This is a genomic window from Synechococcus sp. HK05 (genome assembly GCF_019104765.1).
Taxonomy (GTDB): Bacteria; Cyanobacteriota; Cyanobacteriia; order PCC-6307; family Cyanobiaceae; genus Vulcanococcus.
Genome location: NZ_JAHRXJ010000004.1, coordinates 371,275 through 386,721, shown reverse-complemented (window position 1 = coordinate 386,721; position 15,447 = coordinate 371,275). Strand labels below are relative to the sequence as shown.

General features: G+C 64.7%; 16 protein-coding genes. 10 read left to right on the top strand and 6 right to left on the bottom strand.

Annotated elements, in window-relative coordinates:
- Nucleotides 1–102 precede the first annotated feature (102 nt).
- The 5 genes from KUL97_RS05380 to KUL97_RS05360 all read left to right on the top strand — a co-directional run bounded on the left by KUL97_RS05380 (nucleotide 103) and on the right by KUL97_RS05360 (nucleotide 4,433).
- Nucleotides 103–639, top strand: a complete 537-nt coding sequence (locus KUL97_RS05380) for an NADPH-dependent FMN reductase (protein ID WP_368656093.1) — start codon at nucleotides 103–105, stop codon at nucleotides 637–639.
- A gap of 6 nt (nucleotides 640–645) precedes the next feature.
- The gene (locus tag KUL97_RS05375) at nucleotides 646–1,410 is read left to right on the top strand and encodes a pirin-like bicupin family protein (RefSeq protein WP_217795917.1); all 765 of its coding nucleotides are present in this window, start codon (nucleotides 646–648) and stop codon (nucleotides 1,408–1,410) included.
- A gap of 76 nt (nucleotides 1,411–1,486) precedes the next feature.
- Nucleotides 1,487–1,774 carry a hypothetical protein gene (locus KUL97_RS05370; protein WP_217795916.1) on the top strand — a complete coding sequence of 96 codons (288 nt, stop codon included), beginning with the start codon at nucleotides 1,487–1,489 and terminating at the stop codon, nucleotides 1,772–1,774.
- Nucleotides 1,774–2,172, top strand: coding sequence for a hypothetical protein (locus tag KUL97_RS05365; RefSeq protein ID WP_217795915.1), 399 nt, complete (start codon nucleotides 1,774–1,776; stop codon nucleotides 2,170–2,172). Before KUL97_RS05370 ends, KUL97_RS05365 begins: the two co-directional genes overlap by 1 nt.
- A 92-nt stretch (nucleotides 2,173–2,264) precedes the next feature.
- Entirely contained in the window at nucleotides 2,265–4,433 is a 2,169-nt protein-coding gene (locus KUL97_RS05360) for a glutamine synthetase III (RefSeq protein WP_217795914.1), read from the top strand.
- On the opposite strand, the gene KUL97_RS05355 is transcribed toward KUL97_RS05360, so the two are convergent.
- Entirely contained in the window at nucleotides 4,406–5,611 is a 1,206-nt protein-coding gene (locus KUL97_RS05355) for an FAD-dependent oxidoreductase (RefSeq protein WP_217795913.1), read from the bottom strand. The two genes, KUL97_RS05360 and KUL97_RS05355, sit on opposite strands and share 28 nt — an antisense overlap.
- 86 nt (nucleotides 5,612–5,697) lie before the next feature.
- On the opposite strand from KUL97_RS05355, the gene KUL97_RS05350 reads away from it, so the two are divergent.
- Nucleotides 5,698–5,949 carry a hypothetical protein gene (locus tag KUL97_RS05350; RefSeq protein ID WP_217795912.1) on the top strand — a complete coding sequence of 84 codons (252 nt, stop codon included), beginning with the start codon at nucleotides 5,698–5,700 and terminating at the stop codon, nucleotides 5,947–5,949.
- 9 nt (nucleotides 5,950–5,958) lie between these two features.
- Here the strand turns inward: KUL97_RS05350 and KUL97_RS05345 are convergent, their stop codons facing one another.
- The gene (locus KUL97_RS05345; protein WP_217795911.1) at nucleotides 5,959–6,459 is read right to left on the bottom strand and encodes a DUF308 domain-containing protein; all 501 of its coding nucleotides are present in this window, start codon (nucleotides 6,457–6,459) and stop codon (nucleotides 5,959–5,961) included.
- Nucleotides 6,460–6,558: 99 nt separating this feature from the next.
- On the opposite strand from KUL97_RS05345, the gene cysK reads away from it, so the two are divergent.
- On the top strand, nucleotides 6,559–7,536 hold the full coding sequence (gene cysK / locus KUL97_RS05340) for a cysteine synthase A (protein WP_217795910.1): 978 nt from the start codon (nucleotides 6,559–6,561) through the stop codon (nucleotides 7,534–7,536).
- A gap of 24 nt (nucleotides 7,537–7,560) precedes the next feature.
- Here the strand turns inward: cysK and KUL97_RS05335 are convergent, their stop codons facing one another.
- Nucleotides 7,561–7,788 (bottom strand): DUF6447 family protein, encoded by a 228-nt coding sequence (locus KUL97_RS05335; protein WP_217795909.1) that lies wholly within the window; start codon nucleotides 7,786–7,788, stop codon nucleotides 7,561–7,563.
- 59 nt (nucleotides 7,789–7,847) lie between these two features.
- Nucleotides 7,848–9,584, bottom strand: coding sequence for an ABC transporter ATP-binding protein (locus KUL97_RS05330; protein ID WP_217795908.1), 1,737 nt, complete (start codon nucleotides 9,582–9,584; stop codon nucleotides 7,848–7,850).
- Between the two features lie 23 nt (nucleotides 9,585–9,607).
- On the opposite strand from KUL97_RS05330, the gene KUL97_RS05325 reads away from it, so the two are divergent.
- The 3 genes from KUL97_RS05325 to folP are packed head-to-tail and all read left to right on the top strand — an operon-like array spanning nucleotide 9,608 to nucleotide 11,449.
- Complete coding sequence (locus KUL97_RS05325; RefSeq protein WP_254896193.1) at nucleotides 9,608–9,811, top strand: RNA-binding S4 domain-containing protein; 204 nt, start codon at nucleotides 9,608–9,610, stop codon at nucleotides 9,809–9,811.
- Between the two features lie 28 nt (nucleotides 9,812–9,839).
- Nucleotides 9,840–10,580, top strand: coding sequence for a triose-phosphate isomerase (tpiA, locus tag KUL97_RS05320; RefSeq protein ID WP_217796053.1), 741 nt, complete (start codon nucleotides 9,840–9,842; stop codon nucleotides 10,578–10,580).
- Entirely contained in the window at nucleotides 10,580–11,449 is an 870-nt protein-coding gene (gene folP, locus KUL97_RS05315; RefSeq protein WP_217795907.1) for a dihydropteroate synthase, read from the top strand. The genes tpiA and folP overlap by 1 nt, the downstream gene beginning before the upstream one ends.
- A 19-nt stretch (nucleotides 11,450–11,468) precedes the next feature.
- On the opposite strand, the gene KUL97_RS05310 is transcribed toward folP, so the two are convergent.
- The gene (locus KUL97_RS05310; RefSeq protein WP_254896191.1) at nucleotides 11,469–13,436 is read right to left on the bottom strand and encodes a CHASE domain-containing protein; all 1,968 of its coding nucleotides are present in this window, start codon (nucleotides 13,434–13,436) and stop codon (nucleotides 11,469–11,471) included.
- A gap of 32 nt (nucleotides 13,437–13,468) precedes the next feature.
- A complete protein-coding gene (locus tag KUL97_RS05305; RefSeq protein ID WP_217795906.1) occupies nucleotides 13,469–15,445 on the bottom strand; it encodes a glycosyltransferase in 1,977 nt (658 codons plus the stop codon).
- Nucleotides 15,446–15,447 lie beyond the last annotated feature (2 nt).

Here is a 15,447-nt window from a genome sequence, read left to right as displayed (position 1 = left end):
TACCGCACGATCACAAGTAGGCAGGGCGATCCAGACCTTCAGCCGCACCAGGCTGCAGATCTGCACGTGCCCTTGCTGCGCATTCCACCGTTGAGCCCAACCGTGACGACACCTGTGCCCTGCGATCTCTTGGTGATCGCCGCCAGTAATGGTGAGAACCTCAAGCTGGCGGAGCGCTTTGGTGCAGAAGCCAAGACCCAGGGTCTACATGCGGAGGTGTTGGATCTCACGGCGTTGGATCTGCCACTGTTCACACCGCGGGCCTTGGCTGCAGGCGCGCCGCCTGATCTGGCGCCCCTGCAGCAGCAGCTCGGCGCTGCAACGCGCTGGGTGATCTGCGCACCGGAATACAACGGTTCCATCCCGCCGGTGCTCACCAGCGCCATCGCCTGGTTGTCGGTGCAGGGTGACGATTTCCGCGCTCTGTTTAACGGCCGGCCTGTGGCGATCGCCACCCATTCCGGCGGTGGGGGCCACGCGGTGATGGCGGCGTTGCGTCTGCAGTTGGCCCACCTCGGCGCCCATGTGGTGGGCCGGCAGTTGGTGAGCAACAGCGTGAGCGGCGCGAAGGATGCGTCGATCGCCGACCTGATCCATCGCCTCAAACAACTTCAACCCCTCCAGCCCTCAGCCGATTGATTGGCCATGACAACCACACCCTTCGCCATACCCGCGAGTCATCTCGCTTTGGCCCAGGCCCTGGGCGCTGATGGCCTGGTGCTCCGCCCTGCTACCGAGCGCTTTCACAGTCAGCTGGATTGGCTCGATAGCTGGCACAGCTTTTCGTTCTCCAGCCACTACAACCCGGCCTGGATGGGCTTCGGCCCCCTGCGTGTGATCAACGACGACACCATCGCCGCCGGCCGGGGCTTCGGCATGCACCCCCACCACGACATGGAGATCATCACGGTGATGGTGCAGGGGGAATTGCACCACCGCGATTCGATGGGCCACGCGGAGGTGCTGCGCGCCGGTGAGGTGCAGCGCATGAGCGCCGGCACCGGTGTGGTGCACAGCGAGATCAATGGATCGGATCAGCCCTGCCGCCTGCTGCAGATCTGGGTGGAGCCAAGTTCAACGGGTATCGCTCCGGCTTATGAGCAGAAACCCTTTCCGCTGTCGCCGGGCTGGACGCCGCTGCTCGATCCCCAGTGCCAGGACGGTGCCCTGGCAATTCATCGGCCGGTGCGGTTGTGGAGAGGGCAGCTGGAGCCCGGGGGGCAGCTGGAGCTCCCTGAGCTCACAGGGCAAGCCTGGATCCAGATGATCGACGGAGCACTGGAGCAGCCCTGGTTGCTCCAGCGCGGGGATGGGCTTGGTTGGCGGCCTCAGCCCGCCGGCGCTGCGGCGCAGCCCCCACTCAGGGGTGGAACCGCCGGCGCCGACCTGCTGCTGTTTGAGCTGCACTGAAGCGCTGCTGACGCGGGCACCGCTGCCTGTGCTCCAGGGCACCCGCCTTCGCCGCTGATCCGATCAGATTTAGGCCATGGCTTACGCGTCCCGGCCAGCGATCTCCACCCGGCTCTACCGGTTGACCGACCGCCAGGGCCTGCCCCATCCCGTGCTCGATGAGTGCTTCGAGAGCCTGGAGCTGGCCTTGGAGGCAGCGATGGAGTGGCTGGAGTTGCAGGGTTTGGTGGATGAGCGGGCAGATCAGCGCGAACGGGAGCGTCAGCTAGCTCTGCACGTGGGGGTGGAGATGAGCACGCCAAGCGGTTGCTGGCGCACCCTGCGCCATGCCGGTTTCATGGCGTGGCGTTCTTCCGGCTGTTGATGCGCGCGAACCAAAACCTTGATCGTGATCTGGCCTGGGCCGGTTTGCTGCTGAATGCAGCTGGTCTGCCCTGGTTGGTGCAACTGCTCACCAGCGGTGGCTCGATGGCGGCCGCCAATTGGGCTGTGGGCCTGAGCGCGATCCTGCCGGCGCTGGTGCTCGGGGTGGTGGCCTCGGCGGCGTTGGTGAAAGGTCGCCGTTGGGGGCGCGTGGTGGCGATCGTGGCCCTGGGGCTCTCCCTGGCGGTGACCCTCAGCTACGGCGTGGTGTGGCTGGTGCTGGTGCCCCTGGCGCGGCCGCTGATGGCCACCGGGCTGGGGGTGTTGGTGGTGGTGGAGCTGTTGCTCCTCATCTATTGGTGCCTGCCTCGGCCCTGGTGGCGCAGCGGCGTGCGCTGAGCCCGGGTGCATTAGATCGCAAATTGGTATCGCTTGATACCAATGAGTCTCCCATGCGCGCCTTGCATGGTTTGGATTGATACACATTGGCCATGCCCAGCGCTGAGCGTTTTGCTGCCCTGCAGACCATCCAGCGGCGCAAGCCCGCGGCGGTGCAGGCCCCTTCCGCTCTCCAGGACATCTGGGCCAGCGATGTGTTCACTCTCGATCGGATGAAAGAGGCGCTGCCGCGCAGCGTGTTCAAGTCGATCCAGGCCACGATCCGCCAGGGCGGTCGGCTCGATCCTTCCGTGGCCGATGCCGTGGCCGGCGCCATGAAGGACTGGGCCACCAGCCGCGGCGCTCTCTATTACGCCCACGTTTTCTATCCGCTCACCAACCTCACGGCCGAGAAGCACGACGGCTTCATCGTGCCCAAGGGTGATGGCCGCGCCATCACCGAATTCACCGGCAAGCTGCTGGTGCAGGGTGAGCCCGACGGCTCTTCGTTCCCCAACGGCGGTCTGCGCTCCACCTTCGAGGCCCGTGGCTATACCGCCTGGGATGTGACCAGCCCCGCATGGCTGATGCGCACGCCCAACGGCGTGACGCTGTGCATCCCCACCGTGTTTGTGTCGTGGACCGGTGAGGCGCTCGACAAGAAAACCCCCCTGCTGCGCTCCAACGCCGCGGTGAACGCCCAGGCGCGCCGCGTGCTCAAGCTGCTGGGTGAGAAGGAGATCGCTCCGATCAACTCCAGCTGCGGCGCTGAGCAGGAGTATTTCCTGGTGGACAACGCCTTCATGGCGCTCCGCCCCGACCTGCAGCTCTCCGGCCGCAGCCTGTTTGGCGCGCCGCCGGCGAAGGGTCAGCAGTTCGACGACCACTACTTCGGTGCGATTCCAGAGCGGGTGCAGGTGTTCATGCAGGACGTGGAGGATCAGCTCTATCGCCTGGGTGTTCCCGCCAAGACCCGCCACAACGAGGTGGCACCCGGTCAGTTCGAGATCGCCCCGGTGCATGAGGCCGCCAACGTGGCCACCGATCACCAGCAGCTGATCATGACCGTGCTCAAGAGCACGGCCAAGCGCCACGGTTTCACCTGCCTGCTGCATGAGAAGCCCTTCGCCGGCGTGAACGGCAGCGGCAAGCACGTGAACTGGTCGATCGGCAACAGCACCCAGGGCAACCTGCTCGATCCCGGCAAAACCCCGCACGAGAACATGCAGTTCCTGCTGTTCTGCGGCGCTGTGATCCGCGGCGTGCACCAATACGGCCCGCTGATGCGCGCCGCCATCGCCACCGCCAGCAACGATCACCGCCTCGGCGCCAACGAAGCGCCCCCGGCGATCATCTCGGTGTACCTCGGCAGCCAGCTCGAGGATGTGTTCAACCAGATCAAGGCTGGTCAGTTGAAGAGCTCCACCAGCGGCGGGCTGATGCAGCTCGGGGTGGACAGCCTGCCCGAGTTCCCCAAGGACGCGGGCGATCGCAACCGCACCTCGCCCTTTGCCTTCACCGGCAACCGCTTCGAGTTCCGCGCGGTGGGCTCAGGCCAGTCGGTGGCCGGCCCGCTGGTGGTGCTCAACACCGTGCTCGCTGATGCCCTCAGCTGGGTGGCTGATCAGCTCGAAGCCCGCCTGGCCAAGGGTGAAAGCATCGAGCAGGCCAGCTTCGGCGTGCTGCAGCAGATCACCCAGGAAAACGGTGCTGTGATCTTCGGCGGCGACGGCTACTCGAGCGCCTGGCACGAGATGGCTGTGAAGGAGCGCGGCCTCGAGAACCTGCGCACCAGCGCTGATGCCCTGCCGGTGCTCAAGCGCGATGCGATTCGCGATCTGTTCACCCGCCAGAACGTGCTCAGCCCCGTGGAGCTGGAGAGCCGTTTTGAGGTGTACGCCGAGCAATACATCCTGGCGATCGAGGTGGAAGCCCGCCTCGCGCTGCGCATCGCTCGCACCTCCCTCTACCCCGCAGTGAGCGCCTACCTCGGCGAACTGGCTGGTTCCCTGCAGGAACAGGAGGCCATCGGCCTGCAGCCCTCCAAGGCGATCGCGCAGCAGATTGCTGGTCTTAACCAGCAACTGGTGGATCGGGCTAACGCCCTGGAAGCAGCGCTGGGTTCGGCTCCCCACGGCGCCGAAGCGCACATGCGCCATTGCGCCGATCAGCTGATGCCGCTGATGGGTGAGCTGCGGGCCGCCGCGGATGCCCTTGAGGCGTTGGTGGACGACGCTGCCTGGCCGCTGCCCACCTACCAGGAGATGCTGTTCGTGCGCTGAGGCAGGGCGCCTGGGATCCCTTCGCGGAGTGGCCCTTGGCGCTGGCGCCAGATCCGGCTGGCCACAGGCCCGATCAGGGGGGCCAGCCCGGCCAGGCTGTGGCGCAGCACAGCGTTGTGGCCCACCAGGTGACCCTGGCGGGCTTCTGCGCTCTGGAGTGCCTGCATGCGGCGGATTTCTGGCCGGCGCTGCTGCTCCACCTGGGCCGCCGCCGCATCCAGCTCCTCGGCTGAGCCGGCGCGGCTGAGCCGTTGGCCCGCCACCACCCCGTCGCGCAGGGCCATGTTGATGCCCTGGGCCCGCACCGGGCTCATCGGGTGGGCTGCATCGCCGAGCAGCAGCAGCCCTGGTGTGTGCCAGGACTTCGCCATCCCCACCTGCACCGACACCCGCTGGGGGGGTGAGAGCTCCCCACCTCGCTCACGCAGCACAGCGGCAAAGGCTGGTGGGAGCAGCTGCGCCAGGCGTTCTGGCCAGAGCGGGTTTTCGGCGGAGGGGATGTCTTGATCCGCCTGCAGCAACCAGGCGAGTTGCAGGTCCCCGCGGGCGCCGATGCAGGCACTGCCGATCTGGCCCCCCGCCAGCAGCGTGTTGAAGCTGCCGTCGAGCTCCGCTGGCAGGGGGCCAGGCAGCTTGAACCAGAGCAGCTCGAGCCCCACGCCGCTTGATTGCAGGGTCAGCCCCGCCTGCCTGCGCAGCAGCGACCCCCGGCCATCGCAGCCGATCACCAGATCGGCCTCCAGAGATTCACCGCTGGCGAACTCCACACCGCTGATCCGGCCTTCGCGCTGCAGCAGGCGTTTCACGGCTTGGCCCGGGAGCCAGCGGAACCGAGGCTGCTCCTGCGCCAGCTCCAGCAGATGCTCAAGGAGTGCTTCTTGGGCTACCAAGGTGCAGGGCTGCAGCGAGCCCATGGGTTCGGCCACATGGAAGAGCTGCCGCCCTTCCACCCACACGCTCCAGCCCGCCAGGCTGCGGTGGGGCAGCTGCTGGTGCAGGTTGCCGAGGCCGAGATGGGCGAGGGCCTCGAGCCCACAGGGCATCAGCGCCTCGCCGCGAAACTGGCGGCTGAAGTGCCGGCTGGCCTCCACTAACGCCACGGGATGGCCAGCGCGTGCCAGCTGCAGGGCAACGCTCAAGCCAGCCGGTCCCGCACCCACCACCACGAACCGGTTCATCAAGCGGCCTGCAGGTTGTACGGGAACTGTTGGTCGCTGCCCGTGTTCGTGGCTAGAGCGTGGATGTTGCCTTGTCTCACGCTGAGATGACCCTCAAGTTCTGGAGGCCCTGGATCGATCCCCATCGCTGCGGTGAAGGGTCCCAGGCGGAGCGATATGTGCTTCGTGCTGGCTGCGATGCCCAGTTCCTTGGGATTGCCCCGCGCAATGAGCTGATCGAGCCGGTGCCCGATCCCCATCGGGCCTGGGTGTTTCACACCCACGAACGGGCGGTGGCCGCCGCCCGTGACATCGCCAGCCTGTTCGGCCAGCCCGTGGATGTGGTGAAGCTGGAGTGACCCGCTGCTTCAGGCCTCGGCAGGGGCTGTAAGCAGGCGGAAGGCGCTGAAGAACAGCGAAATGCCGAACAGGGTGCCCACGGCCCAGAGGCTGTCGGATGGCCATTCCGCCACCAGCAGGCCGCCAAGGATGGCGGTCACGACGCCGTCCATCAGCACCAGGCCACGGGCTTCGCCCTGGCTGGCGGCAGCGGCGGCCAGTTCCATCACCCCTTCAAAGATCAGCAGCAGGCCCACAAACAGGGTGAGGCTGATTTCGCTCTCGATCGGGTAGGCCACCACCCAGATGCCGGCCACCAGGTAGAAGAGGCCGGAGAGGGCACGGAAGATCTTGCCCTTGGTGCCTTCGGCTTGCCCCAAGCGCAGCAATTGGGTCACACCCGCCACGGCCGCGATCACACCGATGCTCAAGGTGAGCGCTGTGGCCGAGAGGAAAGGCAATGCGATCGATGCAGCGGCCGCCACGAAGAGCAGCACAGCCGTGATGCGACGCAGGGTTGTCGGATTCACCGGGGGAGAAGGCTGGAACGCAACAGGTTAGGTGGGTTTTGCCCGGCTGCCGGAGCCCTCATTAGGGTGCGGGGATTGTCTGTGTTCACCCGCCGACCGATGGCCGCGATCTTCAGCGACAACAGCCTCACGATCGGTCGTACTCCGCTGGTGCAGCTCAATCGCCTCACCGAGGGCTGCGGAGCACGGGTGCTGGCCAAGATCGAGGGCCGCAACCCCGCCTATTCGGTGAAGTGCCGCATCGGCGCCGCCATGGTGGATGCCGCCATCCGCGATGGGCTGCTGGGCCCCGGCAAGGAGCTGATTGAACCCACCAGCGGCAACACCGGCATTGCCCTGGCGTTTGTGGCGGCGAGCAAGGGCATCCGGCTCACCCTCACCATGCCGGAAACCATGAGCCTCGAGCGGCGCAAGCTGCTCACCGCCTTTGGCGCCCACCTGGAGCTCACCGAAGGCCGCCTCGGCATGACCGGCGCCGTGAACCGCGCCAAGGAGATCGCCGCCAGCGATCCGGATCGCTACGTGCTGCTGCAGCAGTTTGTGAACCCTGCCAACCCCCAGATCCACCACGACACCACCGGCCCGGAGATCTGGAGCGACACCGATGGCCAGGTGGATGTGCTCGTGTCCGGCGTGGGCACCGGCGGCACGATCACGGGCGTCAGCCGCTACATCAAATCCACCCTCGGCAAGCCCCTGGTGAGCGTGGCGGTGGAGCCCTGCAACAGCCCAGTCATCAGCCAGACCAAAGCAGGTGAAGCACTGCAGCCCGGACCTCACAAAATCCAGGGGATCGGCGCGGGTTTCGTGCCCGGAAACCTCGATCTTGATCTGGTGGATCGGGTGGAGCAGGTGAGCGATGAGGAGGCCGTGGCCATGGCCCGCCGCTTGGCCCGTGAGGAGGGCATCCTGGCTGGCATCAGCTGCGGCGCTGCGACCGTGGCAGCGCTTCGCCTGGCTCAGGAACCAGCGATGGCCGGCAAAACGATCGTGGTGGTGCTGCCCGATTCCGGCGAGCGCTACCTCAGCTCGGTGTTGTTTGAGGGGATCTTCAATGAGCGGGGCCTGCCGGTGTGAGGCCGGCCCTCGCTGCCGCCTGGATCAGTCGGCCAGGGGGGTAACGCCCTTGAGGCGTTCATTGAGCTGCATCGCCATCGACTGACGGCCCACGGCCAGCACCTTCAGGGTGTCTTCGTGCATGCGCAGCTGGGCGTCGGCCACCTGCATGCCGCGCACCAGCTCCTTGAGGTCGTCAGGCAGGGCGTTGAGGTCGTAGCGCTTGCCTTCGAAGGTGAGCACAGGGGGCTGCTGGGCGGCGGAGTCGGTCACGGGGTTGTCGATCTTGCGCGCTCAGCTTATGGGTCTTCGAGGGGGCACGCCTGTCTGCTTTACGCCCCGCGAATCAGCTGGCGCTCGCAGAGGTCGCGGTAGCGGCCGGGGCGGCTGATCAAGAGGTCGTGGTTGCCTTGATCCACGATCTGGCCGTGCTCGAGCACCACGATGGAATCGGCTTCCTGCACCGTGGAGAGGCGGTGGGCGATCACCAGCACCGTGCGCCCAGCCATGGCCTGATCGAGGCCGCGTTGCACGGCCTCTTCGGATTCGGCGTCGAGGGCGCTGGTGGCTTCATCGAGCAGCAGCACGGCCGGATCCCCGAGCACGGCCCGGGCGATGGCCAGGCGCTGCAGCTGCCCGCCTGAGAAGTTGCTGCCCCGCTCTTCCACGCGGGCGTCGTAGCCGCCGGGCATCGCTTCGATGAAGCCGTCGGCATTGGCGAGTTGTGCCGCGGCTCGGATCTGCTCACGGCTGGCCGGCCGGCCGAAGGCGATCGCCTCGGCCACCGTGCCCGAGAACACGGCGCTCTGCTGCGGCACGAGCGCCACGGCCTTGCGCAATTCGCTGGCCTTGAGATCCGCCAGATCGCGGCCATCCAGCAATACCCGGCCGCTTTGGGCCGTGTTGAAGCGCAGCAATAGGGAAAACAGTGTGCTCTTGCCGGCCCCGGAGGGGCCCACCAGCGCCACCACCTGGCCGGGCTTCACCCGCAGGCTGAGGTTGCGCAGCACCGGCTGATCGGTTTCGTAGCTGAAGCTCACCTGCTCCAGGGTGAGTTCGCCGGCCACCTGGCCCAGGGGCAGGGCCTGGGGCTTATCCGGCGGCTCGATCGCCTGGTGCTCGATCTCCCGCAGGCGCCGCAGCGAGGCCTGGCCCTGCTGAAACTCGTTGAAGTTGGTGGTGAGGTGGCTGATCGGATCGATCAGCATCAGCAGCGCCGCCACATAGCTACTGAATCCCTGGCCGTTGAGGTCACCGCTCTGGATGCGGGCGGCTCCCATCAGCAGCACCGCCAGGATGCCGGCGGCCTCAAGGAAGCCCACCACCGGATATTGCAGCGCCAGCAGCCGCTGGGTGCGGTAGCGGGCGCGGCGGTGCAGATCGATCTCCGTTTCGAAGCGTTGCTGGAGCCAGGGTTCGGCGGCGAAGGCGCGCACCAGTGGCAGCCCGCCGATCGCTTCGCCGAGTAGGGAGGCCAGCTCGCTCACCTGCTTCTGGCTCTTCTCGGCTGCGCCCATCACCTTGGCGCCGAACACGCTCACCAGCACCGCCACCAGTGGCGCCAAGAGCAACGTGCCCAGCGACAGCTTCCAGTCGAGCCACACCATGTAGCCGAACACCACCACCAGCTGCAGGGCTGAAGGCGTGGTGTCTTGGATCGTTTTGTAGATCACCTCACCCACGCGGTCGGCGTCTTCAGTGAGGCGATAGGTGAGGTCGCCTGCGGAGAGCTTCTCGAGCACGCCGAAATCGAGGCGTTGCAGCCGCGCAAACAGGCGACGCCGCAGCTCCTGGCTCACCTGCAGCGCCGGGCCCGCCAGGAGGGTGTCCTGGCCGAACTGGGCCAGCTTCTGCAACATGAACACCGTGAGGGCCAGGCCGATCACCTGCAGCACCCGGCCGAAATCGCCGGCGCCGATGGCGGGGATCAGCTGGCCGGCCAGCCAGGCGAGCAGCGGCCAGCAGACCACGAACACGAGCATGCACACCCCGCCGGCCAGGAGTGCGGAGCGGTAGGGCATCAGCAACGGCAGGAGCCGCCGGAAGCCGGCCGAAGGGGGTGCGAGCATCGGGGCAAGCTATCAGCGCTTTTTTGGCCACCTCCCCCGCGGCTGAACCGATCCGCCTCGATCAGTTCCTCAAATGGCAGGGCCTGGCCTTCACCGGCGGTGAGGCCAAGCAGCGCATCCAGGGCGGTGAGGTGCGGGTGAACGGCTTCCAGGAAACCCAGCGGGGCCGCAAGCTCAAGCCGGGCGATCGCGTGGAGCTCGATGGCCAGACCCATGTGGTGCCATAGGTTGGTGGGTCGATTCGTTCAGGACGCTGTGGGTAAGGCTGTCATCGCAGGCAACTGGAAGATGCACATGACCTGCGCTGAAGCGCAGGCCTTCGCTGACGCCTTCAAGCCCCTGGTGGCCAACCTCCCCGCCGACCGCGAGGTGGTGCTGGCGCCGCCCTTCACGGCGATCCCTACCTTGAGTGCGGCCCTGGCCGGCAGCGGCATCCACATCGCCGCCCAGAACATCCACTGGCAGGAGAAGGGTGCCTTCACCGGCATGATCTCGGCGCCGATGCTGATGGAGCACGGCGTGAGCCACGCGATCGTGGGCCACAGCGAGCCGCGCAAGTACTACAGCGAGACCGACGAGCAGATCAACCTGCGCGCCCGCAGCGCCCAGAAGCACGGCATCATCCCGATCCTCTGCGTGGGTGAGAGTGATTCCCAGCGGGAAGCCGGCGAGGCCGAGCGCGTGATCCGCCGTCAGGTGGAGCAGGGCGTGGATGGTCTGGATCCCGCCCGCCTGATCGTGGCCTACGAGCCGATCTGGGCGATCGGCACCGGCAAAACCTGCGAAGCGGCGGAAGCCAACCGCATCTGCGGCCTGATTCGCGAGTGGGTGGGCTACCCCGAGGTGGTGGTGCAGTACGGCGGTTCGGTGAACCCCGCCACAATCGACCAGCTGATGGCCCAGAGCGACATCGATGGCGTGCTGGTGGGTGGCGCGTCCCTGGATCCCGAGGGCTTCGGCCGCATCGCCAACTACCAGGTGCCTGTGGCCGCCTGATGAGTCTGGCCTGGGGGCAGCGCACCCACGTGATGGGGGTGATCAACGTCACCCCCGATTCCTTCAGCGATGGCGGCCTGTTCGATCGGCCGGAGCAGGCCCTGGCTCAGGCCAAGCGCCTCGTGGCGCAAGGGGTTGAGATTCTCGACCTTGGCGCCCAGAGCACCCGTCCCGGCGCGGAAGACGTGGGCGCCGCCGCAGAGCTCGAACGCCTGCTTCCGGCGCTGCGCTTGATTCGTGCCGCGATCGATTGCAGCGAGCTGCGTTGCCCAGCGCGCTCGGATGAACAGCTCGGCACCGTGCCGTTGATCTCCGTGGATACCTATCGCGCGGCCGTGGCCGAAGCCGCCCTAGAGGCCGGTGCCGATTGGATCAACGACGTGAGTGGCGGGCGGCGCGATCCCGAGATCCTGCCGCTGGTGGCTCAGGCCGGCTGCCCCTATGTGCTGATGCACTCGCGCGGCGATAGCCAGAGCATGGATGGCCTCACCGATTACGGCGCTGCTGGTTTGGTGCCCACTGTTCTGGCGGAGCTGCGCCACGCGAGCGATCGAGCCCTTGCGGCCGGGGTGCGCCGCGAGCAGCTGATCTGGGATCCGGGCCTGGGCTTCGCCAAAACCACCGAGCAAAATCTTGCGCTCCTGCGCGGGCTGCCTGTACTGCGGGCTGAGGGGATTCCGCTGCTGGTGGGCCCCTCCCGCAAACGCTTCATCGGTGCGGTGCTGGATGAACCCAGGCCGAAGGCGCGGTTGTGGGGAACGGCGGCGGTGGTGGCGCAGTGCGTGTCGGCCGGCGTGGATGTGGTGCGCGTGCACGACGGCGGCCCGATCGTGCAGGTGGCGCGCATGGCGGATGCGCTCTGGCGCTGAGGCTGCGCTTCTGCGCTGATCAGGCCTCAGGCTTGGCGAGCGGCGCTGCGATGGCAATGGGGCCGTCGCCGCCTCGTTGCTTTGCCGCGTACATCGCGGTGTCGGCCGCTTCAATCAGGTTGTCGGCGTCGCTGGCATGGTCGGGCCACCGGGCGACTCCCACGCTGGCGCTCACCACGATGCTGCCGGGCAACTCGGGGTGATCCTGAAAAGGTTGCTGCAGCACCAGGGTCAGCTTGCGAGCCAGGGCCACCAACTGTTCGAGCGCTGGGGCATCGGGGATCAGCAACACGAATTCATCACCGCCCTGGCGGCAGAGGGTGTCGCTTTGGCGCACAACGTTGAGCAGCCGTTGTCCCACGGCTTTGAGCAGCGCATCGCCGGTGCTGTGGCCGTAGCGATCATTGACCGGTTTGAAATTGTTCAGATCCAGAAAGAGCAAACCAACCCCATGGTCATGGCGCTTGGCGAGGGCCAGGCTGCGATTGAGCTCCTCAATCAAGAGCGTGCGGTTGGCGAGGCCCGTGAGTTGATCGTGAGTGGCCATAAACCGCATCTTTTCTTCCTGCTCGTAGCGCTCCGTCACGTCGCGCAAGAGGCCAACAAAATTCCCCACTTGTTGCTTGGAATCCAAGACGGCTGTGATCGAGAGTTCATGCCGAATGATCTGGCCATTGCGATGGCGATTCCAGATTTCTCCATTCCAGTAGCCACGATTTAAAATGGCGTTCCACATCTGCTCGTAAAAAGTCTGGTCGTGGCGGCCAGAGCGCAGCAGATTGGTTTTATTCCCCCGAGCCTCAAGATCGGAATAGCCCGTGAGTTGGCTGAATGCCGGGTTCACCTGAATGATGATCCCCTCAGGATCGGTGACCACGATGGCCAGGGGGCTGCTATCAAACACAGCACCAGCCAGAGCCCTTTCCTTGGAGGCTTGCTGCTCACTGATCAGCGCCTGCCTCACCGCCTGGTGATTGCGAATCAGCTGCTTGGTAATCACAGAGGCCAAGCCGCTCAGGCTGATCCCCAGCAAGGCTTGCAGTAACAGGGCGTGGCTCCAACCACCGGGGCTCAGATTGCGGTGATCGAGTTGGATGCCGATCACCCATGTGCGGTTGGCGATCGTCACGTCCAACCAGGTTGGGTGGGTGAGCTGCTTGGTTCCCACCAGCATCAGGTTGTCAAACAGCAAGTTCTCGGGCTTGGAGCGGTTGCTGTCGTACACCAACACACCCGTACCCTTCAGTGCTGGATTGTTGATCGTGGAAAGGGCTCCATTGATCAGATCCTCCATGCGCAGGGGTGAATAGGCCCAGCCCCGCAATCGGTTGAGCCGGTCTTTGCTGGAGCTGAAGGCTTGCTCGGGTTGGCTGTAGATAGCCTGATAAATCAGCGCCCCCACCTGCGGGCGGATGGAGTTTTCCTGGAGCAGCCGCACCGGACCGCTCAAGGACGGCTCACCTGTGTTCGCCGCCAGTTCCATCGCTTGGCGCCGGGTGATCTGGGAATACATGTCGAAGCCGATGGCGCGTTGATTGCGCCAGTCGTTGGGCTCCAGGTAAAGGATGGCTGTGGTGAGGGCACGCTGCCCGGGTGGTTTCACGCTGAACTCGGGCTGGCCTGAGGCCCGCACCTGCTGCTCAAAAGCCTTGACGTTCCCGTTGGGCACCACCGCCGCATAGCCCACCCCCTGAATGCCTTTGAGCGTGTCGCCCCGGCGACTCAGGGCCATGTAGAACTCGTGGAACTCTGGCCGGGTCACCTCCGAGGACGCATCGAATAGGCCAATCACCGAGTCGAGCACCGCGATGTTGGTTTGCAGCCGTGTGGTGACCGCTTGGCTGATCTCCTGAGCCAGATCGCGCTCGATCCGTTCATGCTCCAGCTGCGTGTAGCTGCGCTGCTGATGGCACCAAGTGCCGGTGAGCCCGACTCCCATTAGCAGCACCAGCCAAGGCAACATCCCCAGCCGCAGGCGCGACGCCATCCTGTTCAGTGCAGCCGTCCGTTTATCCATGCTCACCCAAGCACCGTTTGCAGGAGCTGTTTAAAGGTACGGCCCAGATGCACTCTTTGGGGTTGTTCCGCCGAGTGGAATTCGCCGCTGAAGGCATAGCCAATCAGTTGTTTCTGTCGGTTGAGATCTAGGGACGCGAAATGCATCACCAGATCGCCTGCATCGTTGGGCCAGGCTCTCTCCACAGGTAGCCTGACTCCATCGGCTAACTCCAGAGCTACGGCCTGTGGCTGGTTGTTGCTGCCGTTGCAGCTTGGCTCTGCCTTGAAGCGTGCACCGCTCATGGAGAGATCTTCCAACACCCCCTCAATCGTTTGATCGCTGGCCGTGATCAGGCGTGCCGGACGGTGAACATGGATGCGATGCTCCTGCCTGGGTTGTGGACGCTCCAATGACATCAGAATGCACATCACGAGCAGCGCAATGTTGATGGCACACCAGATCGTTCCGTAGAGAGCCAGTTCTGTGCCTACTGACGTGGATGCTTCGCTGAGATCGAGGATGATTCTGAGCAGCACCACCACATTCATCACCAGAAGAACACTGCTTGGTAGCAGTGTCTGTCGAAACAGGCTGACCCCGATATCCGTGGATGCTGCATTTCCCTTGGGTGTAACACTAAAACCCTTGCTGTAGGGTCTCACCAGCGATTGGAGCAGTTCTGGAAGCAATGCAAAGGCGCTGAACAAGCTCATCGCCTCTGTAAAGAGGGGTAGGTAGAAGGGGCGCATCAACAGAAACATGCTTGTTGTGACGGCCAGGATGAAGGGAAGTTGATAGTCGAGAATCTCCTGACCTTCGCTGGCTGGCAAGGGGCCAACGCCCCAGAGGAAGAACACCAGGGGAATCAGCTGAAAGAAGATGCGTGATCCATGCTGGATCATCCAGTAAAAGGGGAAGAAGAGAATTTTGTTCCACAGGCTTAGGCCTTGTTCCTGAGCGATCAGATAGCCCACCTGGATGTTGCCGCGGCCCCAGCGCTTGCGTTGCACAAAGAACGACTGCATCGTCTCCGCGGCTAGCCCCATGGTGGTGGCTTCTCGCAGGTAGACGGTCTTCCAGCCTCGCTTCACAAAGGAAACGGTCAGCAGGATGTCTTCAGTGATCGATGTGGTGGGAAATCCGCCCACTGCCCTGAGAGCACCATTGCGATGCATGCAGCAACTACCGCAGCAGAAGGCTGCTCCCACGGCATCGCGGCCCGGCATGATGATCTCGAAGAAAAAGGCTTGCTCACATCCCCAGCTTCCACTGATGTTGAGGTTGTGCTGGATGGCATCGGGGTTGTAGAAATTCTGAGGTGTCTGAACAGTGGCAATCTTTGGGTCGTCAAAAAAACCTGCCAGCCGCCATAGGCAGTTTTTGTAGGGTATGAAATCCGCATCGATCAGCAGATTCAGATCACCTTGGATGATGGTTAGAGCGTGGTTGATGTTGCCGGCCTTGGCCCCGCTGCGATCAGTTCGGGTGATGTGGATGGCACCCACCTCCTCGCAGAACTGCTTGAGCCATGGTCGCTGTCCATCATCGAGCACATACACCTGGAATCGTGGGTAATCCAGCTGCAAAGCCGCGAGGATCGTTTTCCCTACAACCTCGGGCCCTTCGTTGTACGTGGGAATGAGAACATCCACGCTGGGGATGGCTTGCTCACCTTCCCGTGCATAGCGATCACGCAATCGTGCTTCTGCGCGATCAGCTTCACCGCGCCGGTCGGTGAGCCAACTGATCGTGACCAGAAATTGCAGGTATTCCAGGATGGCCAGCAGTTCCACCACCAGCACAGCTGCCATCCACCAACCTGCCCCTGAGGTGAAGAAGGTATCGAACGGAAACTCTTCAATTCGCCAGCCAACATAGCGGCCTGTGAAGATCAGAATCACAGCCACCAGCAGCAGTCGGCGTCCATTGCCTGCTGGTAATAACAAGCCCAGGGCTGCCGGCAACGCCAGCGCCAACAGGGCGATCTCGAGACCCATCG

Coding starts and splice junctions, on each gene's coding strand:
- KUL97_RS05370 (WP_217795916.1), top strand. CDS start 1,487: ATGGCTTACGCGTCCCGGCCAGCGATCTCCACCCGGCTCTACCGGTTG.
- KUL97_RS05365 (WP_217795915.1), top strand. CDS start 1,774: ATGCGCGCGAACCAAAACCTTGATCGTGATCTGGCCTGGGCCGGTTTG.
- KUL97_RS05350 (WP_217795912.1), top strand. CDS start 5,698: ATGACCCTCAAGTTCTGGAGGCCCTGGATCGATCCCCATCGCTGCGGT.
- cysK (WP_217795910.1), top strand. CDS start 6,559: ATGGCCGCGATCTTCAGCGACAACAGCCTCACGATCGGTCGTACTCCG.
- KUL97_RS05305 (WP_217795906.1), bottom strand. CDS start 15,445: ATGGGTCTCGAGATCGCCCTGTTGGCGCTGGCGTTGCCGGCAGCCCTG.
- KUL97_RS05310 (WP_254896191.1), bottom strand. CDS start 13,436: ATGGCGTCGCGCCTGCGGCTGGGGATGTTGCCTTGGCTGGTGCTGCTA.
- KUL97_RS05355 (WP_217795913.1), bottom strand. CDS start 5,611: ATGAACCGGTTCGTGGTGGTGGGTGCGGGACCGGCTGGCTTGAGCGTT.
- KUL97_RS05330 (WP_217795908.1), bottom strand. CDS start 9,584: ATGCTCGCACCCCCTTCGGCCGGCTTCCGGCGGCTCCTGCCGTTGCTG.
- KUL97_RS05375 (WP_217795917.1), top strand. CDS start 646: ATGACAACCACACCCTTCGCCATACCCGCGAGTCATCTCGCTTTGGCC.
- folP (WP_217795907.1), top strand. CDS start 10,580: ATGAGTCTGGCCTGGGGGCAGCGCACCCACGTGATGGGGGTGATCAAC.
- KUL97_RS05360 (WP_217795914.1), top strand. CDS start 2,265: ATGCCCAGCGCTGAGCGTTTTGCTGCCCTGCAGACCATCCAGCGGCGC.